Below are 25,250 nucleotides of genomic sequence, written 5' to 3' on the forward strand. Positions count from 1 at the left end.
ATCGTCCGGCCCCCAAGCATTAGGACGATTTGGCGAGGAGTACACTGCGAAAATGACAGGACGGCAAAACAATCGGCGGCGAAGGCGCAGCGGTTTTAAAACCCAACTTATGGCGAAGTCTGTCGACTGAATGCTGTGGGGGAGTGGCCACGTCGCCATTGCCGGACATGCCGAGACGCCCCTGCGGACGTAGCAGAACGCCGGCGACAGGCACTGGAGCGACCGCAGCCGCTCCTTTGGCGTAAAGCCGGTGCAGGCTTAGGATTTCGGCGCCGACGTGGCCGGTTGAGGCGCCCGCTTGCCGTTGGCGTTGGCTGTTACCAGCTGGCGTACCGCCAGAACCGGTCGTATTTCCTTATGGAAGAAGCGGAAATAGGAGGAGACCTGCGCTCGCGCGTTGGAATTCACGTCGAATTGGATGCCGACGCGGCCATTGTGTTTCCAGCGAATGACGCCTTCGAGCATGCCGAGGTTCTCAGCCTCGATGCGCACTTTACTGCCGGAGGCCGCATGAAACGGTCCCTTCATTTCCAGGGCCGCGCCGGTGGCCGACAGATTTAGGATGCGCGCATCCACCTGGCTGTTCAGATATTTGACGGTGCCGAAGACGCGGCAATTTTGCCGCTCGGTCTTTCGGGCCGTGATTTTCAGATTGCGAGTCATACGCTCTCCTTTAACTTTGGGGAGCAGCATAGCGCCCGAAAATTGAAATGGTTTTAGGGGCTTGGTTAAAATTGCAGTGAAATATCAACTGGCTGCCGTGACCCTGCGCCCCACGACATGCTCGCGCCAGACCGTGAAGATACCGGCGGCGACCACGATCGCCGAGCCGACGACCATGTTGAAGCTCAGCGTTTCGCCATAGATCGTCACGCCGATGATCGAGGCGTAGACAAGCGACAGATAGGTCAGCGGCTGGACGGCGGCGGCATCGAGAATATCGTAGGCGCGGATCAGGAAATAGTGACTGGAAATGCTGGTCATGCAGACGAGCGCCATCCAGCCCCAGTCGCCCGGCGCCATCCAGCTCCAATAAAACGGTCCGACGAGTGTCATCGTGATGCCGCCGACGACGCCGGTATAGAAGAAGCTGGTCATCGACGAATCGTTGCGGCTGACGAGACGCGTGGCGATGACGTAGAAGGCGAAATTGAAGCAGGAAATGATGGCGAGAAGCAGCTTCACGTCGAAAAACCCGCCTTCCGGCTTCAAGATCAGCAGCACCCCGAAAAGCCCGCCGCCGATCGCTGCCCACCGCCGCCACCCGACCCGCTCGCCGAGGATCGGCATCGCCAGCAGCGCGATCAGAATCGGCGTCGCCGAAAAAATCGCCTGCGAACGGGCAAGGCCGATCACGGCGAAACAGGTGATGGCAAGAACCACCTGAACCGCAAGCAGAACGCCGCGCGTCACCTGCAGGAGGGGACGTTTGGTGCGGGCCGTCGCCTTGAGGCCGCCGCGCATCTTCGAAGCGAGAATGATCGTGAAACCTGCGAAAGCCCAGTAGCGGATCATCGTCACGAAGATCGGCGGATAGGTCGATGCCAGATGTTTAGAAATGGCGTCCTGCAGAGAAAAGATGGTGATCGCCAGCAGGGCGAAAATATAACCTTGGGTCTTCGATGTCATGACTTGCCATTGAGCGGGGAACGCCTGCGCGCTGGGAAGTCTGGGCAGGCTTTCAGCAAAGATGCAAGGTCTCAAAGCCCGACATTCGGCCTGTCGATGATTTCTCTGAGCGCGAAGCTCGAATTGATCTTGACCACATGGGGAAGGGCCGACAGCCAGTCGCGATGGATGCGCTCGTAATCTTCGAGGTCGCGGGCGGCGACCCGGAGGATATAGTCGTATTCGCCCGACATCAGGTAGCAGACGAGCACGTTCGGACAGAGCTTCACCGCCGCCTCGAATTCCGCCAGTGTCTTGGCGAACTGGCCGGAGAGCGAAATATGCACGATGGCGATCATCTTGTAGTCGAGCGCCTTGTGCGAAAGCCGCGCATGGTAGCCGTCGATGACGCCGCTTCGCTCCAGAATGTCGAGCCGACGAGAACAGGCCGAAGGCGACAGTCCAACCTTTTCGGCAAGCTCGGCATTGGTGATGCGAGCCTCAGCCTGCAGTACCTTCAGAATCGCAAGATCGATGGTATCCAGATCGGGCATTCGAAGATCCTTCGAAAAATAAGAGTAATTGCGCAATAATCACCGAAAAGGCGCCTCTGTGCAAATCGTCTTTGCAAGGACATTTCGCGCTCTTGATGATTGGATTCATCGAAGAGGAGATCCGCGACCGCGGAGGCAAAATGAGAGGAACGCGCATGCGTGTCGGTTGCCCGAAGGAAATCAAGAATCATGAATACCGCGTCGGCCTGACGCCGGCTTCGGTGCGCGAATACGTCGCGCACGGCCACGAGGTCTGGGTGGAAACCAAGGCGGGCGCCGGCATCGGTGCCGATGACGCCGCCTATGCGGCGGCTGGCGCCAAGATCGCAGCCACCGCCAAGGATATCTTCGAAAAATGCGATATGGTCGTCAAGGTGAAGGAGCCGCAGCCCTCCGAATGGGCGCAGCTGCGTGACGGCCAGCTTCTCTACACCTATCTGCATCTGGCGCCCGACCCCGAGCAGACCAAGGGGCTTCTCGCCTCCGGCGTCACCGCGATCGCCTATGAGACGGTGACCGACGAGCGCGGCGGCCTGCCGCTACTGGCGCCGATGTCGGAGGTTGCAGGACGCCTGTCGATCCAGGCCGGAGCGACCGCCCTGCAGAAGGCCAATGGCGGCCTCGGCGTCCTGCTCGGCGGCGTGCCCGGTGTGCTGCCGGCCAAGGTCGCAGTTATCGGCGGCGGCGTCGTCGGCCTGCACGCGGCGAGGATGGCCGCCGGCCTCGGCGCCGATGTCAGCATTCTCGACAAATCGCTGCCGCGTCTTCGTCAGCTCGACGACATCTTCGCAGGCCGCGTCCACACCCGTTATTCCAGCATCCAGGCGCTGGAAGAAGAGGTCTTCTCGGCCGATCTCATTATCGGCGCCGTACTGATCCCGGGTGCCGCCGCTCCGAAGCTCGTCACCCGCGAGATGCTCTCCGGCATGAAGAAAGGCGCCGTCATCGTCGACGTCGCCATCGACCAGGGCGGCTGCTTCGAGACCTCGCATGCGACCACTCATTCCGATCCGACCTACGAGGTCGATGGCGTGGTGCATTACTGCGTCGCCAACATGCCGGGCGCAGTACCCGTCACCTCGGCGCACGCGCTCAACAACGCGACCCTGGTTCATGGCCTGGCGCTTGCCGATCGCGGCCTGCGCGCCATCGCCGAGGACAAGCATCTGAGGAACGGCCTCAACGTGCACAAGGGCCGCATCACCAACAAGCCGGTCGCCGAGGCCCTCGGCTACGAGGTATTCGCGCCGGAGAGCGTTCTGAACGTAGCGTGAGGTACCTGACTTGAGGTTAGGCGCCGCTCTGCGCAAGGGCCGGCGCCTCTGCCTTGTCGATCCGGCACTGGAAGCAATTGTTGCGCGCCGAGCGAACATGGACATAGGCGATTTCGGGCCGCGCCAGCAGCTTTTCGCCATAGGCCGCAATCTCGCCGACAAGGGTCACTGCACCGGTGCCGTAGACGATGCGGTTGTCCTCATTATAGCCATGGAGAATGAAGTCGCGGCTCGTCATCAGCACCGGCGGCAAGATCTCCTCCGCGGCATAGCGCCGGCAGGGCTGCTTGTGCAGGAAGATCGGCCCGGTTTCGGCATAGGGCTGCAGTTCCGGGAAAGGCCGGTAAGCAAAGACGAGCAGTTTCTCGCCGTCATCGATGTTTTCAAGGCAATGGCGGCAGGGGTGACCTGGCCCATCGGAAACCATCGTCTCCGGCAGCCTGTCATAGGCGTCGCGGCCGCCGTTCCAGAGGTGCTCGGCATCAGCGGTCGGCATGGCGACAAAACGTAAGGCGGTCATGGCAAATCTCCTTGGTGATTGCCATGAAATGCACCCGCATCATCGTGTAAGCCACCCGTTTCTTGCGAAACTGCATGGGAAGGAAACTGCCTTGGCCGAAGTCGATTTGGCGCTGCTGGCGCAGCAGAACGCGGAAATATTGGAAGAACTCAGGGCTTTGCGCCGGGAGGGGCAGTTGCATTTTGGGTCAGCCGCGAGGCTGCGCGGATTCCGGCTCTGCGATGTTCGGCACCGAAGTGGCGGCAAGCGCCCTGGTGACTAAAAGTGCGGTGACGACGACGGGGATTACCGCCCAATAGGAAAAGCGGATACCGAAATACTCGGCGATAAATCCGAGCAGTGGCGGGCCGGCGAAAAATACGAGGAAGGTTGTCTGGCTCAGCGCGGCGACGTTAACTGGAACCGGCCGATCCGTGCGTTGGGCCGCAGCTGAGATGGCGAGCGGATAGACTGACGAGCAGCCGATGCCGGTCAGGCCGAAGCCGATGAGCGCTACGACAGGCTGTGTCGCCGTTGCGACCAAAAGAAGGCCGAAGATCACGATTCCGAGAAGGATGATTGCAACCGGGCAGGGGTTGAGGCGATCGATTACAGGATCCATTGCAAGTCGGCCGGCGGCGATGGTGAGGGAGAATATCGTCACCCCGAGTCCTCCAATGAATGGTTCGACTGCGAAGACGTCGCGCATATAGATCGCCGACCAATCGACGCTCGCGCCTTCGGCCAGAAGCGGCGCCGCACCGATCAGGCAAAGCGGCAACAACCCTATGGTGGGCAGGGCGATGACTGGAATCTCTCCCGAGTGAACCTCCTGCCGCGAGGGTGCGGTCTCAATCTTTGAGAAAACGATCGACCCTGTAATAAGGACAGTCAGGAGCACGAGGAAGATGTGCAGTTCGATGGAAACGGCCGCCTGCCGCATGCCCGCGGCAACAAGGGCAGTGATGCAGAAGCCGAGACTCCACATGCCGTGAGCCCGGCTCATGATGCGGTAGCCAAGCAGCGCCTCGTGGCGGTCCGTTTCGATATTGGCATTAATCTCGAATGCGCCGGTGAAAAGACCCGCGAGGAAGAACAGCGGTATTGCCGGTAGAGCTGAAGGCATCCAGGAGATCATCGCAAAGGACAGGGATGCGCCGAATACCGTGACGAAGGCTGTGGCGCGCGCCCCGTGCCTTTCGATGATTCTCGCCGAAAACGTCAGCCCGCAGAGAACACCTGATGACATGACAGCGAGCAGAAGCCCGAGCTCGCCTTCGGTCAGGCCAAACTTGCGCTGAAGATCGGGTAACCGCGAAAGAAAGGCACCCACGCAAAGGGCGACGGCGAACTGAATGAAGAAAATGCGATGATGCGGCTTCATCTTGGGACCTGCTTCGATCGAATAGGGCCTGAATCCGCCAGCAAAGCGGGATTTCCTGGTGAGCTGTCGACTGGTTCGGAAACCGGGGATATCCGCATTGTCTTCACCGCTGCTGACAGTTACCGTCAGCACAGAAGCAGTCCTCAGCTTTTCCGCGCTATCTCCAGCAGCTCCTTGTCGCTCAGCGGCCGGACGATGCCGGTGCCTGTGGATAGCGGCGAGAAACCGTACATCTGATAGAGCTGCAGCGCGCGCGGCTGGTCGAGATTATTGGTGGTGGTGACCCGCTTCGGATTGAGTGACCAGATGGCATAGAGCGGCGTCCTTTCCGGCCGCTGCGGCGTAAGCTCTAGTATCATACGTGCGTACGAATGGGGTGACAACAAACCTTCGCGGAAAGGGCGATAGACTGGGTTCGACCGCCTGCTTGTAGAGCGCTGTTTCCAAGAGGAGCCGTGTAGAACGCATTTTTCTCAACGAAGATTCGCTCTTGGAACAGTTCCGATGAGAACGTGCATGTTGTTCTAAATCAAAGTGCGGATGTCATTCTTATGCTTTTGTCGCTTTTGATGGCGAAGCGGCGCATGCGGCATCGGTTTACCCATGAGATGAAGGAGAATATTATGAATAATCCGTTGTTGAACACTGCAGATACGGAAATTTCGTCTCCCTTCGGTCTCTTCGGCTCCATGTTGGACTACGGGCTTGATGCGGCGCAGCGAAGCATTCTGTTTTGGGATGTGCTGCGTCAGCGCGGAAATCGTTATCAGGCCCAAGCAGCCAAGACTGCGCCGCATGTTCTGAGCTACACACCGGAGATTGTGGTTGATGGCCGCACGCTCGAGAGACCGGTGAACTACGCACTGACGCGGATCGTCCCGCCTGACGGGCTAGTCATCGACCAGACGCGGCGCCCCTTTGTGGTGATCGACCCGCGCGCGGGACATGGTCCCGGCATCGGTGGTTTCAAGGCCGATAGCGAGATCGGTGTAGCGTTGAAGGCAGGTCATCCCTGCTATTTCGTCGGTTTTCTGCCCAATCCCATGCCGGGCCAGACTATCGAGGATATCGCACGTGCGGAGGCCATATTCCTCGAGAAAGTTATCGCATTGCATCCCGATGCAGATGCAAAACCCTGCGTCATCGGCAATTGCCAGGCCGGCTGGGCAGTGATGATGCTCGCGGCGCTAAGGCCGGAACTGTTCGGCTCAATCATCATCGCAGGAACGCCGCTTTCCTATTGGGCGGGTGTCCACGGCAAGTATCCAATGCGCTACAGCGGTGGACTGCTTGGCGGCAGCTGGCTGACAGCCCTGACCAGCGATCTGGGACAGGGCATTTTCGATGGTGCCTGGTTGGTGCAGAATTTTGAGAATCAGAACCCGGCCAACACGCTCTGGACCAAGCAATACAACCTCTATTCCAAGATCGATACCGAAGCCGACCGCTATCTGGGTTTCGAAGACTGGTGGGGCGGCCACGTCAATCTGAATGGCGAGGAAATTCAGTTCATCGTTGACGAGCTTTTCATAGGCAACAATCTGGCGGCGGGCCGTATCGAGACCTCGGACGGTTCGGCCTTAGACCTGCGCAATATCCGTTCGCCGATCGTGGTGCTCTGCTCGAAAGGCGACAACATCACGCCGCCGCCGCAAGCCCTCGACTGGATCCTCGATATTTATGACGATGTCCAGGAGATCCGCTCCCATGGTCAGACGATCATCTACAGCGTGCACGAGACGGTCGGACATCTCGGCATCTTCGTTTCCGCCGGCATCGCCCGCAAGGAACATGGCGAGTTCTCCTCAAACATCGACCTGATCGACGCGCTGCCGCCCGGTCTCTATGAGGCGATTTTTGAGCTAAAGACGGCGGAGACGTTCAATGCAGATCTTGTTGGCGGTGACTGGATCATGCGTTGCGAGGCAAGGACGCTCGACGATATTCGCGCTCTAGGCGGCAACGATGCGGCCGACGACCGACGGTTCGCGACGGCCGCACGGGTGTCCGAGATCAATCTTTCGCTCTATCGCACCTTCGTTCACACCATTTTGCGGCAGGCATTGCCGAAGGGCTTCGGCGAGCAGATGCGAAAGCTTCATCCGCTGCGCCTGCAATACGATCTTTTCTCGGATGCCAATCCGTGGATGGCGTCGGTGGCTAGTTTTGCTCAGCAATCGGCAGCAGATCGTCGGCCGGTCCAGGGCGACAATCCGTTCCTCGCCCTGGAACGCGCGGCGTCCGGCCAGATCATTTCTACACTCGATTCCTGGCGGACAATGATGGAAACAGTCTCTGAGGCAACATTCCTCGCCGTCTACGGTTGTCCTCTCCTGCAGGCTGCCGTCGGTATCGATCCGGCCGATCAAGCGCCCCGGCGTCGGGCGAGCAAGACGGGCCTGCATCGCCGTGTTCTTGAGGAGCGGATCGAGGAGCTCAGGGGGCGGGTTTCCGAGGGCGGCCTCCGGGAATGCCTTGCACGCAGCCTCATTTACGTGGCGAGTGCGCGAGGGGGCGCCGATGAGCGTGGTTTTGCGGCAATCCGCCGTATGCGATCGATCGAGGACGGCCTTCCGCCCATGACGCTCGGAGCTTTCAAATCGCTGATCCGCGACCAATTCCTGATCCTGTTGATCGACGAGGCGGGTGCGTTGTCAGCAATCCCCGGCATGCTGCCTGAAGACAGGGAGCTTCGCACCTCCGCCCTGGCCGCGCTCAAGGAAGTACTGACGGTTCGCGGTGAGTTGGAAGGGGAACTGGAGAGCCGTTGGCAGAAGGTGGTCGAGCTGTTCGATGTCGAAGAGAAACCCGCCGCCGCTCCATCCGCTCGTTTGAAAGTGGTGAAGACCACCCAATCCAAGCAGGCCAAGAGCTGAATATCAAGCGGCCATATCGGCGGTTGCGATAGGGCTTTCTATGGAGGTTTGCATGACGGATATCGCAAGTGCGGCGCCGTTGGAGGCGCACCGGAAATATGAACAACTCATCGCCCGCGCGAAGCAGACCCCGCCGACGAAGACGGTGGTCGTTCATCCCTGCGATGAATCTTCCTTACGCGGCGCAATCGAAGCTGCCGAAGAGGGACTGATCAAGCCAATACTCGTTGGGCCCGCTCACAGGATAGAGGCCGTGGTCAAGGCGCACGGGCTGGATATAAATCCCTACGAGATTGTCGACGTCGCCCACAGCGATGCGGCGGCAATTTGCGGCGTGAAGCTGATCCAAGAGGCCAAGGGCGAGCTTTTGATGAAAGGCAGCTTGCATACGGACGAGCTGATGCGCGCCGTCACTGCGTCGGCCACAGGATTGCGTACTGCCCGCCGTATCAGCCACGTCTTCGTCATGGACGTGCCGACCTATCCGGAGCCGCTGTTCATCACGGATGCAGCGATCAATATCGAACCCGACCTCGATGCGAAACGCGACATTATCCAGAACGTCATCGATCTGTTTACCCAGGTCGGCCTCGGCACGCCGCGAGTGGCGATCCTGTCGGCCGTGGAGACGGTGACCTCCAAGATCCCTTCCACCATCGAGGCTGCGGCGCTTTGCAAGATGGCCGAGCGCGGACAGATCACTGGGGGTCTGCTCGACGGACCGCTTGCCTTCGACAATGCGATTGATCCCGAAGCCGCGCGGATAAAAGGCATCCAGTCGCCGGTAGCAGGCAAGGCGCAGATTCTCGTCGTGCCGAACCTGGAAGCGGGCAACATGCTGGCGAAGAACCTTACCTTCCTAGCGCGAGCGGATGCGGCCGGCATCGTGCTCGGCGCGCGGGTGCCGATCATTCTGACATCCCGTGCCGATTCCGTGCGCACCCGCCTTGCCTCCTGCGCGCTGGCGGTTCTGCTCGCCGAAGCGCGTCGCCGCATGGCGGCGATACCGACGGCATAATACCCATGGATACCGTGCTCGTCGTTAATGCGGGATCTTCCAGCCTCAAATTCGAGGTCTTTTCGATCGAGGGCGGCCTTTCCAGACGTCTGAAGGGACAGATGGAAGGCGTGGGGACGGCGCCGCGTCTTCGCATTAAAGGCGCGACGGAGGAGGTGCTTGCAGATCACCAGCACAGCCAGAGCGAGGTGCCTGATCTGCAGGCGGCCATGCGTCTCGTCGGCGCCTGGCTGCGAGAATCGCATGAGGGCAGGCTCGTTGCGGTGGGCCATCGAGTTGTGCATGGCGGACCGGAGTATGGGCGGCCGGTGCTGATCGACGAAAAGGTGCTCGCGGATCTCGAGCGTTACGTGCCGCTTGCTCCCCTCCATCAGCCGAACAACCTGGCTCCGATCCGCGCGATCTTGGCCCGCCGCCCGGACTTGCCGCAGGTCGCTTGCTTCGATACATCCTTCCATCGTGGCCATAGCGCCGTGGCGGATCACTATGCCATTCCCGAACGGTTTTTTGCCGAGGGTGTCAGGCGCTACGGCTTTCACGGGCTCTCCTATGAATATGTGGCAAGTCGTTTGCCCGAGTTGGCTCCTGAGATCGCCCCCGGCCGCGTGGTCGTTGCCCATCTTGGCAGCGGCGCCTCCATGTGCGCGCTCTTCAATGGCCGCAGTGTGGAAAGCACGCTCGGTTTCACGGCTCTGGACGGATTGCCGATGGGCACGCGTTGCGGCCAGATCGATCCCGGCGTCATCCTCTATCTGCTCAACCAGAAGGGCATGACCCCTGATCAAATCCAGGATCTGCTCTACAAGGATTCAGGGCTCAAGGGCCTTTCCGGCGTGAGCAACGACGTGCGGTCGTTGTTGGAAAGCGAAGATTCTCGCGCGGCCTTCGCGCTTGAGCATTTCGTCCATCGCATCGGCTTGAATGCCGGCATGCTGGCGGCGGCGCTGGGCGGCATGGATGGCTTCGTTTTCACGGCCGGTATCGGCGAAAACTCGCCGGAAATGCGAAAGCGGATTGTCGAAAAGCTCGAATGGCTGGGCGCGAAGCTCGATCCGGAACGAAACGCTGCAGGACATCTGCTGATATCGACGGCAGATAGCTGGCTGCGCGTTTATGTCGTGCCGACGGACGAGGAACTGATGATTGCCCGCCATACGCTGGCGAGCAGCCGGGCTTAGCTGGAGGAAATATTAGGCACCGGCAATCGATCTTACCGACGACAAAGGGGACGCAGATGATTCCGACAGTCAAGGCAAAGCTTCTGGAGGGCAAAAAGGGTCTGGTGGTTGGCATTGCCAACGAACATTCGATTGCCTGGGGATGTGCACGCGCCTTCCGGGCGCTCGGTGCCGAGCTTGCGGTTACCTATCTCAATGAAAAGGCCAAGCCTTATGTCGAGCCGCTGGCGCGCGAACTGCAGGCGCCGATCATGATGCCGCTGGATGTGGCGGTTCCAGGACAGATGGAGGCCGTCTTCCAGCGCATGGAGGCAGAATGGCTCGAAATCGATTTCGTCGTGCACTCCATTGCCTTTTCACCGAAGGACACTCTGCAGGGCAGGGTCGTGGACGCGCCGCGCGAAGGCTTCCTCACGACCCTGGATATTTCCTGTTGGTCGTTCATCCAAATGGCCCATTTGGCCGAACCGCTGATGAAGCGCGGCGGTACTTTATTCACGATGAGCTACTACGGAAGCCAGATGGTGGTGAGAAATTACAATATTATGGGAGTTGCGAAAGCGGCATTGGAAAGCGCCGTTCGCTATATGGCTGCCGAATTGGGCCCGAAGGGCATTCGTGTCCACGCTATTTCTCCCGGCCCGCTTGCAACCCGTGCGGCCTCTGGCATACCCGAATTCGACGAGATCCTGGACAAGGCGCAGGAAACCGCGCCAGCTCGCAGCCTTGTCAGCATTGATGATGTCGGCATGGCAACAGCCTTCCTAGCCCATGATGCTGCACGCCTCATCACTGGCGCAACCCTTTATGTCGACGGCGGGTACCACATCATCGATTAACGGGCAGACAGACGCATCAGCCTTTGCGTGCAAGCTCCAGAAGCTCCTTGTCGCTCAGCGGCCGGACGATGCCGGTGCCGGTCGAAACCGGGGAGAACCCGTACATCTGATAGAGCTGCAGCGCGCGCGGATGGTCGAGATTATTGGTGGTGGTGGTGACCCGCTTCGGATTGAGTGACCAGATGGCATAGAGCGCCTGCAGCAGAAACCATTTGCCGATGCCGAGGCCGAGCGCATGTTCGATCAGGCCGAAATGGCTGAGCTCGATCGTATCCTCGTCCTCGCAGAAATATTCGTAGAAGCCGGCGGGCGCGCCGTTCACGTAGAGAACGCTGATATTGTTGCGCTTGTCGTTCAGCGTTTCTGCAAGCTGCTCGTCGCTCATGCGCAGCCGGTCCACCCACTGCCAGCGCGCGCCCACCTGCCGGTAGAGATAGCGGTAGAAGGGCAGCGGTATGCCGGGCGCGCGCATGATCGCCGTCTGGATATTGACGGGCACCGGCATGCTGGCTTTCGGCGGCGTCGTCATTTCGAGCCGAGTGATATGGGCTTTGAGCGAAGCGGGTGTCTTCCCCATGGCGATCAGGCTTTGACCGGCGTGGGTGGACCGGTGACAACAGGCGTGTCGTCACGGCTGCCCCATTCGCTCCATGAACCGTCGTAAAGCTTGTTGTCATGATGGCCGAGCGATTCCAGCGCCAGCGTGATGATCGCGGCCGTGATCCCCGAGCCGCAGGAGGTGACGACCGGTTTGGAAAGATCGATGCCGGCATCCTCGAACGTCTGCCTGAGTTCGGGCAGCGACTTGAACCGGCCCTGGTTCGCAAACACGCCTGAGGGCAGGCTGCGTGCGCCGGGCATATGGCCGGAGCGCATGCCGGCCCGCGGCTCGGGCTCGGTGGCGGCGAAGCGGCCGGCGCTGCGGGCATCGGCGATCTGCATGGCACCGCTCGAGACGATGTCGCGCATCGTATCGAGCGTCACCACACGATTCTCATCGAAATCAGGCGTGAACCTTGCCGGAGCATAGCTGGGCGCCGTGGTTTCCAGCGGCCGGCCTTCAGACTTCCAACCGTCGAGACCGCCGTCGAGCACAAAGACGTTCTTCGCGCCCATGACCCGGAACAGCCACCAGACGCGCGGCGAGGCGAACAGGCCGATACCGTCATAAACCACGATACGATCGTTTTCGCTGATGCCGAGTTTGCCGACTTCCGCGGCGAAATAATCGGGCGAGGGGATCGTGTGCGGCAGCGAGGTCGAATGATCGGCGATCTTGTCCTGGTCGAAACGGATGGCGCCGGGAATATGACCGGCTGCATATTCGGCATCGGCATACCGCTTCTGTGCCGGCAGATAGAAGGAGGCGTCCAGTACGCGCAGATCCGGCTTGCCGAGTTCGGCCTGCAGCCAATCGGCCGAGACGACGAAACGGCTTTTGGTCTCACTCATTGCGATCTCCCTTGATAGTCAGGCTTCGTCGTCCGGCGTGCCGAAGCGGATACGGAAGCGCCGGTTCTCCTTGCCCTTCTTCTCGATCTTGGCGATGTGAATCTGGCCGACTTCCTGTGTTTCGGAAACATGTGTGCCGCCGCATGGCTGGCTGTCAATCGAGGAGTTCTCGCCAATGCAGACGAGGCTCACGCGCCCGAGCCCGATCGGCGGCCGCACGTTCTTCGATTTGACGATATCGGGATTGGCCACAAGTTCGTCGTCGGTGATCCACTGAAGGTAAACAGGATGGTTCTGGCCGACCAGTTCCATCAGCTTTGATGTCACCTCAGCCTTGTCGATCGTCTCGCTCATGTCGAAATCGACCCGGCTTTCCTCTTCGCCGACGGCTGCCCCTGTTATCGGATAGGAGCAGACGACGGAAAGCAGGTGGCAGGCCGTGTGCATGCGCATCAGCCTGTAGCGGCGCGGCCAATCGACATGCAGCACCAGCGTCTCGCCGATTTCCGGTCGCGCCTGGCCGTCGTGCGGCACATGGATGATGATATCCTTGCTCGCACCGTGCTTCGTCTGGCCGAGTGTGATCTTGGTGCCGTCGGCACGCTCGAGCTCTCCGGTGTCGCCAGGCTGGCCGCCCGATGTCGCGTAAAAGCACGTCTGGTTCAGTTCGATGCCCCCGTCCTCGTGAACGGCGGTGACGACGGCCTCGCATGTCGAGAGATAGAAATCGTCACGATAGAGGGCATTGACGGGCATGGGGTCTCACGCAGGCTCGTAGGGAACGTCAATCGCGGGCGATTTGGCCATCCAGCCCGGAACGGGCAAGCCCTTCGACTTCAGGAAATCCGGATTAAAGAGCTTCGACTGGTAGCGGTTGCCGTAGTCGCAGAGGATCGTCACCACCGTATGGCCAGGCCCGAGATCCCTGGCAAGATTGACCGCGCCCGCAATGTTGATCGCCGTCGAGCCGCCAAGGCATAGGCCCTCATTCTCGACGAGATCGAAGAGGTAGGGAAGCGCTTCGGCGTCGGAGATCCGATAGGAGAAATCAGGCGTGAAACCTTCGAGATTGGCGGTGATGCGGCCTTGGCCGATCCCCTCGGTGATCGAGGACCCCTCGGATTTCAGCGTACCGTTCTGGTAGAATTCATAAAGAGCCGCGCCGTCGGGATCGGCGATACCGATCTTGACGTCCGGTTTGAAAGCCTTGAGGCCGGCCGCGACACCCGCCAGAGTGCCGCCGGAGCCGACGGAGCAGATGAAGCCGTCAATCTTGCCGTCGGTATCTTTCCAGATTTCCCTAGCGGTCGTTTCGACATGCGCCTGCCGGTTGGCAACGTTGTCGAACTGGTTTGCCCAGATCGCCCCGTTCGGCTCGGTCTTCGCCAATTGCTCGGCGAGACGCCCGGACAGCTTCACGTAGTTGTTCGGGTTCTTGTAGGGAACGGCGGGCACTTCGACGAGTTCGGCACCGAGCAGTTTCAGCGCGTCCTTCTTTTCCTGGCTCTGCGTTTCCGGAATGACGATGACGGTGCGGTAGCCAAGCGCTTTGGCGACCAGCGTCAGCCCGATGCCGGTATTGCCCGCCGTACCTTCGACGATGACGCCGCCGGGGCGAAGCAGCCCCTTCCGCTCCGCGTCGCGGATGATGAAGAGCGCGGCACGATCCTTGACCGACTGACCGGGGTTCAGGAACTCTGCCTTGCCGAGAATGGTGCAGCCCGTCGCCGCGGAGGCGCCCTTGAGCTTGATCAGGGGCGTGTTGCCGATGGCTTCGAGGACGGAGGGGTGGACGGTCATGGAATCTGCCTCTTTGGAACTCTTACTTTAGGAACGGTCTTTTCCCTTCACAAGGCTGTGTTGGCAAGAAATGCTATTCCATGGCGCTGCCGGCCACGATAAAATTTCGCTTTCCTTGCCCGAAATGCTGCGCCACCTGCAATCCCGCCTCATCGAGTGATCCGAAGATTGACTTTCCTCGTACGGACGAGGACAACGCGAGTGCGGGGCGCATTAAAAGGGCATGGCCGAAACCGGCATGGTTCATGAGCATATCGACACGATCGATACATTGATGGCGCATTATGTCGCCGGTTCCTTGCCCGAGCCCGCGCGCGTGCTTGTGCGGTCCCATCTTGAAATGAAATCGGACAATCTCGGACTGGTGAACGGCCTCGAGCTGCTGGCTGGAGAGGCGCTGGAAAGCATCCCGGCAGCGGCCATTACCGACCGCGACCAGAGGCTTGCTGCAATCTTTTCCTCTGCCTCTCCCGCCCCTGCGCCGCAGACGGCCATGAGGCCGGAAAATACGTTGTTTCCCGTGGCGCTGCGCGATTTTGTCGGCTTCGAGGTCGAAGACGTTCCCTGGCGCCGGCGGTTGCCCGGCTTTAAGGAATATTCGCTCGACATCGACGGCTGCGAGGTCAAGCTGATGTGGATCCGTCCGGGCCGCGCCTTGCCGGCGCACACCCACAAAGGCATGGAGCTGATCCTCGTCCTCGACGGCGCCTTCAATGACGAGCGCGGCCGATTCGGCTCCGGCGACATCTCCATTGCCGACGAGACGGTCGATCATCGGCCGGTCGTCGAAAAGGACAGGCCTTGCATCGCGTTTGCCGTTTCGGACGGACCGATCAGCCTGACGGGGTCCCTCCGCCGGATGATCGGCGACCTGATCGGCTGAAAGCAGCCACAATGGTGTGATAGAACCATAAATCCGGGAGGAGCAGAACTTCCGGACCTGTTTTCGTGTTGGTAGGCAGAGCCGGAGGAGCATGTCATGCGTGATTTCATCGCCCGTCCCGAACATGGAATCGTCTGGATCTCGGGCGCGAGTTCCGGCATCGGCCGGGCGCTTGCGCTGAAGCTCGCCGGTGAAGGATATAAGGTCGCCGTCACCGCCAGGAGCCATGAAAAGCTGGTCGAATTGCAGGCCGAGGTCAGCGGCCTTTCCGGCAGCATCGTCGTTCTCGACGGCGACGTCACGAATGCTGAGGATATGGAACACGCGATGGCCTCCATCGAGTATGAACACGGCACGCTCGCCATGGCGATCCTCAATGCCGACCTCTGTCTGCCCGTCCATGCCGAGGACCTGAACCGCGCCGATTTTGAAAGGACCTTCGCCGTCAATCTCTCCGGCGTCGTCAACTGTCTGTTGCCGGCAATCCGCCATATGAAGGCGAAAGGGCAGGGACAGATCGCCATCATCTCCTCCGTCGCCGGCTATGGCGGCGTGCCGACGGGGGCCGCTTGCGGCGCCACCAAGGCGGCACTGATCAACATGGCCGAAAGCCTGAAATTCGATCTCGACAAAATGGGCATCCGCATCCAGCTCGTCAGCCCGGGCTTCGTCGATATGCCGGCGATGAGAAAGAATGCCCTTCTCACGGCAGAGCCGTCGTCGCCCGATGAGGCCGCCCGGCAGATTGCTGCCGGCCTGAAGTCGCAGGCCTTCGAGATCGCGTTCCCCAAACGCTTCACCACGATGATGAAGCTGGCGCGGCTGTTGCCCTACAGCACTTATTTCGCGCTGGTGAACCGGGTCACCGGCTGGCGAGAGCGGCCGTCATTAGCCGATCACCATCCGGTGACTCCGCACCCGGCGGAGTGATAAACAGCCCGAGAGGCAATACCCTTATAACGCCGTTATCGGGGTTGTTACTCATGCCGGAGATTTTTTCGGACGACTCAAGGCGGCTTCGATTGCCTCTCCCCTCCCGGGAGTAAACGTCACCTTTTGCAAGAACCCGCATTGCCCGAACTTCGGGATCGCCGCACGAGGATGACGACCGCAATCACGGCGGCATCGGTCGGGTCAGCTCTTTTTGACGGCTTCCACAAATCGCAGATGGCGATGACTCTTTTCACCTTCTTGAAACGTCGTTGTTGCGACCGTCGTCGAGCGGTCGAAGCCGACCCGAATGAGGACTGAGAGATGGATCTGGAAGGAAAGCGAATTGTGGTCGTCGGCGGGAGCCGCGGTTTGGGGAAAGGGCTCGCCGAAGCATTCATTGCTCGCGCGGCCGAAGTCACCGTGGTCGCCCGAAACGAGACGGTCGTGCATGGGCCCGCTGAGCAAGCGGCCATCACCGCCATATCGGCTGATGCAACTGATGTCGACGCGGCGTGGCGGATCATGGAGGGGACGCGACCGGATGTCGTCATCATGAATGCCGGCGCGGAACCTCCCATGGAGCGAATCGATCGCATTGGCTGGGAGGCATTCACGACCAACTGGAATGTAGACGTTAAGGCCGCGCTGCATTGGGTACAGGCTGCCCTGACCTTGCCAATGGCGCCGGGCGGGCTCGTCGTCCTGATCTCCAGCGGAGCCGCCGTGCAGGGGTCGCCGCTATCGGGAGGTTATGCAGGCGCCAAGCGCGCGCAGTGGTTCATTGCAAAATATGCAGATGGCTTGTCGGCGGAACTCGGCCTGCGTTTGCGGTTCCGGGTCATCGTTCCCCGGCAGATGTTCGTTGGAACCGGTGTGGGCGATACCGGCATTAGGGCCTATGCTGCGAAGGAGGGTCGGACATTTGCCGAACAAGCCGCCACCTGGCCGGACATGACGCCGCGGGCTTTCGGTGATACGGTCGCCGAACTGATCGGCAAGACGGAGCTTGCTGAGGCCATGGTCTATGCCGTGCGTGGCGATACGGGCGTGACGGTCATCGAATGACGGAAGATGCAGCTCTCGGGACTGAAGAGAGAACTCTGCTTGCAGACCTGGCCAGGGAAGCGGATGCGCTGCGCCCACAACTGCATCGCTATGCTGCTCGTCTGGTAGGTTCGGTGATCGACGGCGAGGACGTGATTCAGGACGCGTTTGCCAGGGTATTTGCGACGGCTGGTTCGATCCCGCCGGGCACGCCGCTGCGACCCTGGCTCTTTCGCATCGTCCATAACAGAGCGATCGATACCCTGCGCCAGCGCAGCACGCGCCGGGCGGAGCCCCTCGAGACCGCCTTTGATCTCGCCGATATCAGCGCCATCGACCCGGAGGAGGCGCTGATCCGGCAAGACACGGTGCGGGTCGCCCTGGGTCATTTTGCAGAATTGCCGGTGCCACAACGCAGCGCGGTGATCCTCAAGGATGTGTTGGGAGAGTCGCTTGCAGATATCGCGACGCTGCTGGAACTGAGCGTCGATGCCGTCAAGGCCCATCTGTCGCGCGGTCGGGCGAGGTTGCGCGCGATCTCCGACGTGCGGTCTGAGGTTGCTGCGTCGCCCAGTCCCGAGGCCCTGAACTTCGCGGCGCTCTTCAACGCTCGGGATTGGGACGCCTTGCGCCGCCTGCTGGCCGATGATGTCCGGCTTCGTCAGGCGCGACGGCCTGAAATCTCGGGTGCCGCCGATGTCGGCCGATTTTTCACTTATTATGCCGAATATCCCCCGGTCAGGGTCGAACCGGCCTGGCTGGAAGGCCGGGAAATATTTCTGGTATCGGCCGAACCGTCGGGCGGTCCGTCCTATTTCATGCTGCTCGAGTGGCGGGGACTAAAGATAAGCCTGATCCGCGACCATCGCTATGCGACCTATGTCATGGACGGCGCTGATGTCATGCCGGCCGCATCGCGGTGACCGATACTGGTCGAGACGAGCTTTCTCGCAGTCCGCTAAGCGCCCGATAGCGGTCATGGCTAAAATGTGGAACCGCAAATTTTTGCGATTCCACATTTGCGTTAGTGGCTGGGGCGTGAACCAGCCTTTCCAAGTATGGTGTCTCTTTTCCAGGACATTCCTGGCGGGGCTGCCTGCTCAGTTGTCATATTCGCGGCAGGCTTCACTGATCGATGCGCCGCTCTGACCGCCGCGCGTGTCGACACCGGATCTCTGTTGCGGCATGCCGGCGCATTCCATCGTCTGTGGCTGGCCGATGCTCTGTGTCGTGGTCGGATCGACGGGCGCAACCTGGACCGGATGCATACCATTGTCACTGTTGGTATAATCCGACGAATAGTTACCCGAACTCGGATCGGTCGAGCCGCCGTTTGTCGGGCCGATCGGATCGGGGTTCGACTGGGCAAAGGCTGACGATGTGATTCCGATCGCGAGCAGCGAAGCGGCAATAAGGGATTTGGTCATGAGGATATCCTCCTTTGATTTTCACATTGGATGACCTCTGGGTAACCACCTGACGGAATCATTGTTCCGATATTTGTGAGAAACTTGCACGCAGACCTTGCAAGGAATGAGGGATCACGGGTCAGGACTGCTCGCTGACGGGTTTCACTGAAGCTGCTTTGTTGACGCATGTGGCCCGGGCCTGTTGCAGCGGGATAGGCCGGCCCGTTGCTGCGCACGCTTGCATAAAGCGATGATTTGCCGTTTCATCGGGCGACAGCGATAACCATCCGATGCTCTTCCTCAAAGGATCCGCCTTTGCCCCTGCCGATGCCCCGCGGCTTCGAAAAGCCTTATGCCGCCTTCCTGTTCGATATGGACGGTACCATCCTCAATTCAATCCGCGCCGCCGAGCGCGTATGGAGCGACTGGGCGAGACGTCATGGGCTCGATGTTGCCGCCTTCCTGCCGAAGATGCATGGGTCGCGCGGCATCGACACGATCACCCGCCTGAACCTGCCGGGGGTCGATCCCGAACAAGAGGCGAGGCTGGTGACCGAGGCGGAGATCGCCGATGTCGGTGATGTCGTTGCCATTCCGGGTGCTGCGACATTCCTGAGTTCGCTGCCGCCGGATCGCTGGGCGATCGTCACGTCTTCGCCCTTGCGTCTTGCCCGCCGGCGGCTGGAGGCGGCCGGTCTGCCGCTGCCGAGATTTATGGTGACGGCGGAGGACGTGACGGTCGGAAAGCCCGATCCGCAATGTTATATTCTGGGCGCCGAACGCATTGGTGTCAGCACTGAGGATTGCCTGGTCTTCGAGGATGTCGCAGCCGGCATTACCGCCGGCGAGGCGGCGGGCGCCGATGTCATGGTCGTCACGACAACCCATCACCACAAGATGGAGACGACACATCCGACGCTCTCGTCCTATGCCGAGATCGCCGTCCGCATTTCTGCGGACCACAAGATGCTGATCGTTCCGAACGCGGCCTGACACCGGGTCAGCCGCGTCGGCGTCTTTGCTTCTGCGTATTCATTCCGCGGCTGCGGCAAGACAGCGATCGATGATCCTGCCGATTTCGCTGCGGCACGAACCGCAATTGGTTCCGGCGCTCGTTTCCTTGCCGACCGCCTCGACGCTGTGGCACCCTCTGCGTACGGCGGCAGCGATCTGGTTGACCCCGACACTGTAGCAGGAGCAGACGGTAGCCCCCGGATCCGGCCTCCCGGCGCCGGGACGGCCTGCGACCAGCGCAAAGCGTTTCCTGAGATCTCCATGCGCGGCGGAGAGCTGCGAGATCGCCCAATTGCGTGCGACGGCAACCGGTTCGCGCGCGAGGAACAGTGCGGCGAGCAGGATCTCGCCGTCGAAGAAGGCAAGCCTGAGATCGCCGGACTGCCGATCGGCGTAACCCAGCGGTTCGATCTCGGCGGGAATAGCGAAAACCCTCCGGCACCAGGCCGTCCAGTCTTCGACGACTTCAGTGAAGGCAACCTCCAGCCGCCAGCCGCCGGCAGCTTTCGCCACCGCCCAATAGGCCGCGTCGGGCGTGACCGGTTTCGTGGCCGAGACCGCGAAACCGTAGAGCATGGCGCGAAAGGGCCGGACGACGACGGCAACGTTCTTCGATGCCGGCTGACCGGAAATGGGGTCGGTGACCGGCGCCACGACCGCGTCGATCCGCGCTTTTGCCGCGAACTGATCGTTCCAGTGCATCGGTGCGAAAATGCCGCCGCGCGCCTGGCGGTCGGTCACCAGCGCCCGCACGATCGCTTTGCCGTGAGGGCTCTCGATTTCGACGAGGCCGGCGCTGGCTACGCCATTTTCGATCGCGTCCCGCGGATGGATCTCGGCAAAGGGTTCGGCGATATGGGCGGAAAGCCGCGCGCTCTTTCCGGTGCGCGTCATCGTGTGCCACTGGTCGCGGATGCGCCCCGTATTCAGCGTGAAGGGGAAGCCGGCGCTGGTGCGATCCGTCGCCGGAGGTGTCACCGCGACAAAACGCGCCTTGCGATCGGCATGGTAGAAACCGCCCTCGGCGAAGAAGCGGGTGACACTGGGTTCGGTCCCTGCCGCCTGCGGCCACTGAAAGGGCGACAGCGTGTCATAGGCGACACCCGTCATGCCGACGTGCGCGCCGATATCGAAATCGCGGCTGCCGTTATTTTCGAAGGCGGAAAGGGCGGCATGCTCGGAGAAGATCTCCGCCGGCGCGTCGAAATCGAAAGCGGCGGCAAATCCCATCCGGCGTCCGACCTCCGCAAGCTGCCACCAGTCGGCCCTGGCCTCGCCCGGGACGTCGAGAAACGGCCGCTGCCTGGAAATGCGCCGTTCGGAATTGGTGACGGTGCCGTTCTTCTCGCCCCAGCCGAGCGAGGGCAAGAGCACATGAGCGTGCCGGGTGGTATCCGTATCCTTCAGGATGTCCGAGACGACGACGAAGGGGCAGGCGGCAACCGCGCTTTCGACGCTATCGGCATCCGGCATGGAGACGACAGGATTGGTTGCCATGACCCAGAGCGCCCTGATGCGGCCGTCGGCCACCGCGCGGAACATGTCGACCGCCTTCAATCCGGGCTTTGCGGCAATGACCGGCGAATTCCAGAAGCGCTGAACGCGGTCTCGGTCCTCCGCATTCTCGATCGCCATATGGGCGGCAAGCATATTGGCGAGGCCGCCGACCTCGCGCCCACCCATGGCGTTCGGCTGGCCGGTCAGCGAGAAAGGTCCCGTGCCGGCGCGGCCGATCCGGCCGGTCGCCAGATGACAATTGAGGATGGCATTGACCTTATCGGTGCCGGAGGAGGATTGGTTGACGCCCTGGCTGTAGCAGGTGACGACCTTCTCGGTCGACTCGAACAGGCGGAAAAATTCCCGGATCTGCATGGCCGGCAGACCCGTCCGCTCCAGGAGATCATTGATATCAAGGGCTGCGGCCGCCGCGAATGCTTCAGCGAAACCTTCCGTATGAGCGGCAATATAATTCTGGTCAATCGCCGGGCTCGTGGCGAGATGGGCAAGCAGTCCCATGAACAGCGCGACGTCACCGTCCGGGCGAATTGCCAGATGCAGGTCGGCAATGTCGCATGTCATCGTCCGGCGCGGATCGATGACGACGATCCGCATGTTTGGCCGCGCCGCCTTTGCGGCGGCAAGCCGCTGGTAGATGACCGGATGGCACCAGGCAAGGTTGGAGCCCGTCAGGACGATCAGGTCGGCGAGTTCGATATCCTCATAGGTGCCGGGCACAGTATCGGCGCCGAAGGCGCGGCGATGCCCTGCGACGGAGGAGGACATGCAGAGCCTGGAATTGGTGTCGATATTGCCGGAGCCGATAAAGCCCTTCATCAGTTTGTTGGCGATGTAATAATCCTCGGTCAGCAACTGACCCGAGACATAGAAGGCAACCGAATCCGGCCCGTGTTCGGCGATCGTTTCGGAAAAACGCCGGGCAACGAGATCAAGCGCCTCGTCCCAGCTGCTCCGTTTGCCGGCAATTTCGGGATGGAGCAGCCGGCCGTCGAGGTCGATGGTTTCGGCAAGCGCCGAACCCTTCGAGCAGAGCCGGCCGAAATTCGACGGATGCTCGGGATCGCCCTTGACGCTGACGGCGCCCGCCTCGTCGACCGTGGCAACAACGCCGCACCCGACGCCGCAATAGGGACAGGTGGTCTTGATCTCCGTCGCCATCTATTCCGCCGCCATCATCAGGCTTTCAAGGGCGATGAAGAGGGCACCGTCCTGATTGCGGACCGGGATGGTCCGCACCGCGCCCTCGTCGGCGCCGAGCGCCCTGCCGGTCTCGAGCGAGATCACCCAGTTGTGCAGCGGGCAGGTGACGGCCTTGGCATGCACGATGCCCTGGGAGAGCGGGCCGCCTTTGTGCGGGCAATGGTCCTCGATGGCGAAGACCTCGTTTCCGGCAGTGCGGAAGACGGCGATCTTGCCCTGCGGTGTCTTTACGCAGCGTGCGCCGCGCAGGGGGATGTCGGAGATGTCACCGATTGGATGCCAGTTTTCATTGGGCCAGGTCATGTCCATCTCCTTATTCAGCTGCCTGCGGATAACCGATCGTCGCCATCGGCTTGAACTCGTGCTTGTCCTTGCCGGAAACACGCTCGGACCAAGGATCGACCTGCGCGAATTTCTGGGAGAAGACGAAGCGGTCGTAATAGGCTTTGCGCTTTTCGGCATCACCCATGATCTGGCGGCGGATTTCCTCCAGGCCGATGCGCTTGGCCCACTTGTAGATACGCTCGAGATAGCGGGCCTGCTCGCGGTACATCTGCGTCAGCGCCACGATGTGCTCCAGCGCCTCGTCTTCGGTCTTCACAAGGCCGAGCACTTCGGTGCCCTTGATGTCGAGACCTGCTGCTCCGGCGAAGTGGATCTCGAAACCGGAATCGACGCAAATCACGCCGATATCCTTGCAGGTTGCTTCCGCGCAATTGCGCGGGCAGCCGGAGACGGCCATCTTCAGCTTGGCCGGCGTCCAGGAGCCCCACATGAATTTCTCGATGCGGATGCCGAGACCAGTGGAATCCTGCGTCCCGAAGCGGCACCAGTCGGAGCCGACGCAGGTCTTCACCGTGCGCAGGCCCTTGGCATAGGCCTGGCCCGACACGAAGCCGGCCTTGCCGAGATCGGCCCAGACGGCGGGCAGGTCCTCCTTCTCGATGCCGAGCAGGTCGATGCGCTGGCCGCCCGTCACCTTCACCATCGGGATCTCAAACTTGTCGACGACATCGGCGATGGCGCGAAGCTCGTTCGAATTGGTGACGCCGCCCCACATGCGCGGAACGACGGAGTAGGTGCCGTCCTTCTGGATGTTGGCATGCACGCGCTCATTGATGAAACGCGACTGGTAGTCGTCGGCATATTCGTCCGGCCAGTCGCAGACGAGGTAATAGTTGAGGGCGGGTCGACATTTGGCGCAGCCGCAGGAGGTCTTCCATTCGAGTTCCTGCATGACAGCGGGGATGCTCTTTAGGCCCTTGGCCTTGATCAGGCGGCGGACGTCGTCATGGCCGAGTTCGGTGCAGGTGCACATCGGCTGCACGGCAGCGGGATTGTAGCTGTCGCCGAGCGTCAGCGCCATCAATTGCTCGACGAGGCCGGTGCAGGAGCCGCACGAGGCGGATGCCTTGGTATGGGCGCGGACCTCGTCGAGCGACGTCAGCCCCTTGGAGGTGATCGTGGACGTGATCTTGCCCTTGCATACGCCGTTGCAGCCACAGATTTCCGCATCATCCGGCAAGGCTGCAACGGCCGCCATAGGGTCCAGCGGTGACCCTCCCTGGTAGGCCTGACCGAAAATCAGCGTCTCGCGCATTTGCGAAATATCGGTCGCCTTCTTCTTCAGATCGTTGAACCAGGCGCCGTCGGCAGTCTCGCCGTAAAGCACGGTGCCGATGATCTTGTTGTCCTTCAGCACCAGACGCTTGTAGATGCCGGCGCTGGCATCGCGCAGGACGATTTCCTCGCGGTCGTCGCCGTCGGCGAAATCGCCGAGCGAATAGAGCTCGATGCCGGTGACCTTCAGTTTGGTCGGCGTGTCCGCATGGACGAAGGCGGGCGAACGATCGCCGGAGAGATGCGCGGCTGCGATACGGGCCATCTCATAGAGCGGCGCGACGAGGCCGTAGACCATGCCGCCCACCTCGGCGCATTCGCCGAGCGCCAGGATGTCGCCATCCGAGGTCTGCATGCCGGCATCGACGACGATGCCGCGATTGACCGCGAGGCCGGCGTTCTTCGCCAGGCCGACATTCGGCCGGATGCCGACTGCCATGACGACGAGGGTTGCAGGAATGATGCGGCCGTCGTCAAGCTCGATTCCCTCGACCTTGCCGTTGCCGATGATCGCCTTGGTATTGGCCTTGCAGATGACCTTGATGCCGCGTTCCTCGACCGCCTTCTGCAGGAGATAGCCGGCGGCCGGATCGAGCTGGCGTTCCATCAGCGTCGGCATGACGTGCAGGACGGTGACGTCCATGCCACGCTGGGCGAGGCCGGCCGCCGCTTCAAGCCCAAGCAGGCCGCCGCCGATGACGACTGCCTTTTCACGCGACTGAGCGGCGAGCAGCATGGCCTGCACGTCGTCGAGATCGCGATAGGTGATGACTCCGGGCAGATCCTTGCCGGGAACCGGGATGATGAACGGCACCGAACCGGTGGCGATCACCAGCTTGTCGTAGCTTTCGGTAACGCCGTGGTCGGAGGTGACGGTTTTGGCGGCGCGATCGATGTTGACGATCCTGTGGCCCTTATAGAGCGTGATGCCGTGCTTGATATACCAACCGTCGCCGTGAATGATGATCTGCTCGTAGTCCTTTTCTCCGGAGAGAACCGGCGAGAGCATGATGCGGTCATAATTGACACGCGGCTCGGCATTGAAGATCGTCACTTCATAGCGTCCGGGCGCTTGCTCGAAGAGGTGCTCCAGCATGCGCCCCGGCGCCATGCCATTGCCGATGATAACGAGTTTTTCGGTCATACT

At 61.1% G+C, this 25,250-nt stretch carries 24 protein-coding genes and 1 pseudogene; 10 read left to right on the forward strand and 15 right to left on the reverse strand.

The window, feature by feature from the left end:
• Nucleotides 1-258 precede the first annotated feature (258 nt).
• The 3 genes from J0663_RS17795 to J0663_RS17805 all read right to left on the reverse strand — a co-directional run bounded on the left by J0663_RS17795 (nt 259) and on the right by J0663_RS17805 (nt 2,162).
• A complete protein-coding gene (locus J0663_RS17795; RefSeq protein ID WP_207241716.1) occupies nt 259-663 on the reverse strand; it encodes a PilZ domain-containing protein in 405 nt (134 codons plus the stop codon).
• An 84-nt stretch (nt 664-747) separates the two neighbouring features.
• Entirely contained in the window at nt 748-1,629 is an 882-nt protein-coding gene (locus J0663_RS17800) for a DMT family transporter (RefSeq protein WP_207241717.1), read from the reverse strand.
• A gap of 71 nt (nt 1,630-1,700) precedes the next feature.
• Nucleotides 1,701-2,162: an Lrp/AsnC family transcriptional regulator gene (locus J0663_RS17805; RefSeq protein WP_207241718.1), complete on the reverse strand. Its 462-nt coding sequence runs from the start codon at nt 2,160-2,162 to the stop codon at nt 1,701-1,703.
• Between the two features lie 155 nt (nt 2,163-2,317).
• Here J0663_RS17805 and ald point away from each other — a divergent pair, with 155 nt between their 5' ends.
• Nucleotides 2,318-3,436: an alanine dehydrogenase gene (gene ald, locus J0663_RS17810; RefSeq protein ID WP_207244533.1), complete on the forward strand. Its 1,119-nt coding sequence runs from the start codon at nt 2,318-2,320 to the stop codon at nt 3,434-3,436.
• 16 nt (nt 3,437-3,452) lie between these two features.
• Here ald and J0663_RS17815 read toward each other — a convergent pair whose 3' ends face one another.
• The 4 genes and pseudogenes from J0663_RS17815 to J0663_RS17830 form a co-directional block, all read right to left on the reverse strand.
• Complete coding sequence (locus J0663_RS17815) at nt 3,453-3,956, reverse strand: DUF1203 domain-containing protein (protein ID WP_207241719.1); 504 nt, start codon at nt 3,954-3,956, stop codon at nt 3,453-3,455.
• The gene (locus J0663_RS17820; RefSeq protein WP_207241720.1) at nt 3,919-4,137 is read right to left on the reverse strand and encodes a hypothetical protein; all 219 of its coding nucleotides are present in this window, start codon (nt 4,135-4,137) and stop codon (nt 3,919-3,921) included. Before J0663_RS17820 ends, J0663_RS17815 begins: the two co-directional genes overlap by 38 nt.
• Before the next feature lie 6 nt (nt 4,138-4,143).
• Entirely contained in the window at nt 4,144-5,319 is a 1,176-nt protein-coding gene (locus J0663_RS17825) for an MFS transporter (protein ID WP_207241721.1), read from the reverse strand.
• Nucleotides 5,320-5,462: 143 nt separating this feature from the next.
• Nucleotides 5,463-5,636 (reverse strand): annotated as a pseudogene (locus J0663_RS17830) (GNAT family N-acetyltransferase); the annotation flags it as partial.
• A gap of 306 nt (nt 5,637-5,942) precedes the next feature.
• Here J0663_RS17830 and J0663_RS17835 point away from each other — a divergent pair.
• Genes J0663_RS17835 through fabI form a run of 4 tightly spaced genes read left to right on the forward strand, consistent with a single transcriptional unit; the run spans nt 5,943 to nt 11,230 of the window.
• Nucleotides 5,943-8,195, forward strand: coding sequence for a DUF3141 domain-containing protein (locus tag J0663_RS17835; protein ID WP_207241722.1), 2,253 nt, complete (start codon nt 5,943-5,945; stop codon nt 8,193-8,195).
• 52 nt (nt 8,196-8,247) lie between these two features.
• On the forward strand, nt 8,248-9,213 hold the full coding sequence (locus J0663_RS17840; protein ID WP_207241723.1) for a phosphate acetyltransferase: 966 nt from the start codon (nt 8,248-8,250) through the stop codon (nt 9,211-9,213).
• A 5-nt stretch (nt 9,214-9,218) separates the two neighbouring features.
• A complete protein-coding gene (locus J0663_RS17845) occupies nt 9,219-10,391 on the forward strand; it encodes an acetate/propionate family kinase (RefSeq protein ID WP_207241724.1) in 1,173 nt (390 codons plus the stop codon).
• 56 nt (nt 10,392-10,447) lie between these two features.
• Entirely contained in the window at nt 10,448-11,230 is a 783-nt protein-coding gene (gene fabI / locus J0663_RS17850) for an enoyl-ACP reductase FabI (protein WP_207241725.1), read from the forward strand.
• A 16-nt stretch (nt 11,231-11,246) separates the two neighbouring features.
• Here the strand turns inward: fabI and J0663_RS17855 are convergent, their stop codons facing one another.
• The 4 genes from J0663_RS17855 to J0663_RS17870 are packed head-to-tail and all read right to left on the reverse strand — an operon-like array spanning nt 11,247 to nt 14,482.
• A complete protein-coding gene (locus tag J0663_RS17855; RefSeq protein ID WP_207241726.1) occupies nt 11,247-11,807 on the reverse strand; it encodes a GNAT family N-acetyltransferase in 561 nt (186 codons plus the stop codon).
• A gap of 5 nt (nt 11,808-11,812) precedes the next feature.
• On the reverse strand, nt 11,813-12,682 hold the full coding sequence (sseA, locus tag J0663_RS17860) for a 3-mercaptopyruvate sulfurtransferase (protein ID WP_207241727.1): 870 nt from the start codon (nt 12,680-12,682) through the stop codon (nt 11,813-11,815).
• 18 nt (nt 12,683-12,700) lie between these two features.
• The gene (locus J0663_RS17865) at nt 12,701-13,438 is read right to left on the reverse strand and encodes an alanyl-tRNA editing protein (RefSeq protein ID WP_207241728.1); all 738 of its coding nucleotides are present in this window, start codon (nt 13,436-13,438) and stop codon (nt 12,701-12,703) included.
• Nucleotides 13,439-13,444: 6 nt separating this feature from the next.
• Nucleotides 13,445-14,482: a cysteine synthase A gene (locus tag J0663_RS17870; RefSeq protein ID WP_207241729.1), complete on the reverse strand. Its 1,038-nt coding sequence runs from the start codon at nt 14,480-14,482 to the stop codon at nt 13,445-13,447.
• 223 nt (nt 14,483-14,705) lie between these two features.
• On the opposite strand from J0663_RS17870, the gene J0663_RS17875 reads away from it, so the two are divergent.
• The 4 genes from J0663_RS17875 to J0663_RS17890 all read left to right on the forward strand — a co-directional run bounded on the left by J0663_RS17875 (nt 14,706) and on the right by J0663_RS17890 (nt 18,265).
• Entirely contained in the window at nt 14,706-15,365 is a 660-nt protein-coding gene (locus J0663_RS17875; protein ID WP_207241730.1) for a ChrR family anti-sigma-E factor, read from the forward strand.
• 96 nt (nt 15,366-15,461) lie between these two features.
• Nucleotides 15,462-16,295 (forward strand): SDR family NAD(P)-dependent oxidoreductase, encoded by an 834-nt coding sequence (locus tag J0663_RS17880; RefSeq protein WP_207241731.1) that lies wholly within the window; start codon nt 15,462-15,464, stop codon nt 16,293-16,295.
• A 324-nt stretch (nt 16,296-16,619) separates the two neighbouring features.
• On the forward strand, nt 16,620-17,363 hold the full coding sequence (locus tag J0663_RS17885; RefSeq protein WP_207241732.1) for an SDR family NAD(P)-dependent oxidoreductase: 744 nt from the start codon (nt 16,620-16,622) through the stop codon (nt 17,361-17,363).
• Nucleotides 17,360-18,265, forward strand: a complete 906-nt coding sequence (locus J0663_RS17890) for a sigma-70 family RNA polymerase sigma factor (RefSeq protein ID WP_207241733.1) — start codon at nt 17,360-17,362, stop codon at nt 18,263-18,265. The genes J0663_RS17885 and J0663_RS17890 overlap by 4 nt, the downstream gene beginning before the upstream one ends.
• A gap of 177 nt (nt 18,266-18,442) precedes the next feature.
• Here J0663_RS17890 and J0663_RS17895 read toward each other — a convergent pair whose 3' ends face one another.
• The gene (locus J0663_RS17895; protein WP_207241734.1) at nt 18,443-18,769 is read right to left on the reverse strand and encodes a hypothetical protein; all 327 of its coding nucleotides are present in this window, start codon (nt 18,767-18,769) and stop codon (nt 18,443-18,445) included.
• A gap of 297 nt (nt 18,770-19,066) precedes the next feature.
• On the opposite strand from J0663_RS17895, the gene J0663_RS17900 reads away from it, so the two are divergent.
• Entirely contained in the window at nt 19,067-19,744 is a 678-nt protein-coding gene (locus J0663_RS17900) for an HAD family hydrolase (protein WP_207241735.1), read from the forward strand.
• A 39-nt stretch (nt 19,745-19,783) separates the two neighbouring features.
• Here J0663_RS17900 and J0663_RS17905 read toward each other — a convergent pair whose 3' ends face one another.
• Genes J0663_RS17905 through nirB form a run of 3 tightly spaced genes read right to left on the reverse strand, consistent with a single transcriptional unit; the run spans nt 19,784 to nt 25,247 of the window.
• On the reverse strand, nt 19,784-22,441 hold the full coding sequence (locus tag J0663_RS17905; protein ID WP_207241736.1) for a nitrate reductase: 2,658 nt from the start codon (nt 22,439-22,441) through the stop codon (nt 19,784-19,786).
• Nucleotides 22,442-22,786, reverse strand: a complete 345-nt coding sequence (gene nirD, locus J0663_RS17910; RefSeq protein WP_375337255.1) for a nitrite reductase small subunit NirD — start codon at nt 22,784-22,786, stop codon at nt 22,442-22,444.
• A 10-nt stretch (nt 22,787-22,796) separates the two neighbouring features.
• Entirely contained in the window at nt 22,797-25,247 is a 2,451-nt protein-coding gene (gene nirB / locus J0663_RS17915; protein WP_207241738.1) for a nitrite reductase large subunit NirB, read from the reverse strand.
• Nucleotides 25,248-25,250: the final 3 nt, after the last annotated feature.

Origin of the sequence: Rhizobium lentis (assembly GCF_017352135.1) — a bacterium.
Classification (GTDB): Bacteria; Pseudomonadota; Alphaproteobacteria; order Rhizobiales; family Rhizobiaceae; genus Rhizobium; species Rhizobium lentis.

Bases quoted from the DNA above. Each gene is read 5' to 3' on its own strand.
- J0663_RS17795 (WP_207241716.1), bottom strand. From the start codon at position 663: ATGACTCGCAATCTGAAAATCACGGCCCGAAAGACCGAGCGGCAAAAT.
- J0663_RS17800 (WP_207241717.1), bottom strand. From the start codon at position 1,629: ATGACATCGAAGACCCAAGGTTATATTTTCGCCCTGCTGGCGATCACC.
- J0663_RS17805 (WP_207241718.1), bottom strand. From the start codon at position 2,162: ATGCCCGATCTGGATACCATCGATCTTGCGATTCTGAAGGTACTGCAG.
- ald (WP_207244533.1), top strand. From the start codon at position 2,318: ATGCGTGTCGGTTGCCCGAAGGAAATCAAGAATCATGAATACCGCGTC.
- J0663_RS17815 (WP_207241719.1), bottom strand. From the start codon at position 3,956: ATGACCGCCTTACGTTTTGTCGCCATGCCGACCGCTGATGCCGAGCAC.
- J0663_RS17820 (WP_207241720.1), bottom strand. From the start codon at position 4,137: ATGCAACTGCCCCTCCCGGCGCAAAGCCCTGAGTTCTTCCAATATTTC.
- J0663_RS17825 (WP_207241721.1), bottom strand. From the start codon at position 5,319: ATGAAGCCGCATCATCGCATTTTCTTCATTCAGTTCGCCGTCGCCCTT.
- J0663_RS17835 (WP_207241722.1), top strand. From the start codon at position 5,943: ATGAATAATCCGTTGTTGAACACTGCAGATACGGAAATTTCGTCTCCC.
- J0663_RS17840 (WP_207241723.1), top strand. From the start codon at position 8,248: ATGACGGATATCGCAAGTGCGGCGCCGTTGGAGGCGCACCGGAAATAT.
- J0663_RS17845 (WP_207241724.1), top strand. From the start codon at position 9,219: ATGGATACCGTGCTCGTCGTTAATGCGGGATCTTCCAGCCTCAAATTC.
- fabI (WP_207241725.1), top strand. From the start codon at position 10,448: ATGATTCCGACAGTCAAGGCAAAGCTTCTGGAGGGCAAAAAGGGTCTG.
- J0663_RS17855 (WP_207241726.1), bottom strand. From the start codon at position 11,807: ATGGGGAAGACACCCGCTTCGCTCAAAGCCCATATCACTCGGCTCGAA.
- sseA (WP_207241727.1), bottom strand. From the start codon at position 12,682: ATGAGTGAGACCAAAAGCCGTTTCGTCGTCTCGGCCGATTGGCTGCAG.
- J0663_RS17865 (WP_207241728.1), bottom strand. From the start codon at position 13,438: ATGCCCGTCAATGCCCTCTATCGTGACGATTTCTATCTCTCGACATGC.
- J0663_RS17870 (WP_207241729.1), bottom strand. From the start codon at position 14,482: ATGACCGTCCACCCCTCCGTCCTCGAAGCCATCGGCAACACGCCCCTG.
- J0663_RS17875 (WP_207241730.1), top strand. From the start codon at position 14,706: ATGGCCGAAACCGGCATGGTTCATGAGCATATCGACACGATCGATACA.
- J0663_RS17880 (WP_207241731.1), top strand. From the start codon at position 15,462: ATGCGTGATTTCATCGCCCGTCCCGAACATGGAATCGTCTGGATCTCG.
- J0663_RS17885 (WP_207241732.1), top strand. From the start codon at position 16,620: ATGGATCTGGAAGGAAAGCGAATTGTGGTCGTCGGCGGGAGCCGCGGT.
- J0663_RS17890 (WP_207241733.1), top strand. From the start codon at position 17,360: ATGACGGAAGATGCAGCTCTCGGGACTGAAGAGAGAACTCTGCTTGCA.
- J0663_RS17895 (WP_207241734.1), bottom strand. From the start codon at position 18,769: ATGACCAAATCCCTTATTGCCGCTTCGCTGCTCGCGATCGGAATCACA.
- J0663_RS17905 (WP_207241736.1), bottom strand. From the start codon at position 22,441: ATGGCGACGGAGATCAAGACCACCTGTCCCTATTGCGGCGTCGGGTGC.
- nirD (WP_375337255.1), bottom strand. From the start codon at position 22,786: ATGACCTGGCCCAATGAAAACTGGCATCCAATCGGTGACATCTCCGAC.
- nirB (WP_207241738.1), bottom strand. From the start codon at position 25,247: ATGACCGAAAAACTCGTTATCATCGGCAATGGCATGGCGCCGGGGCGC.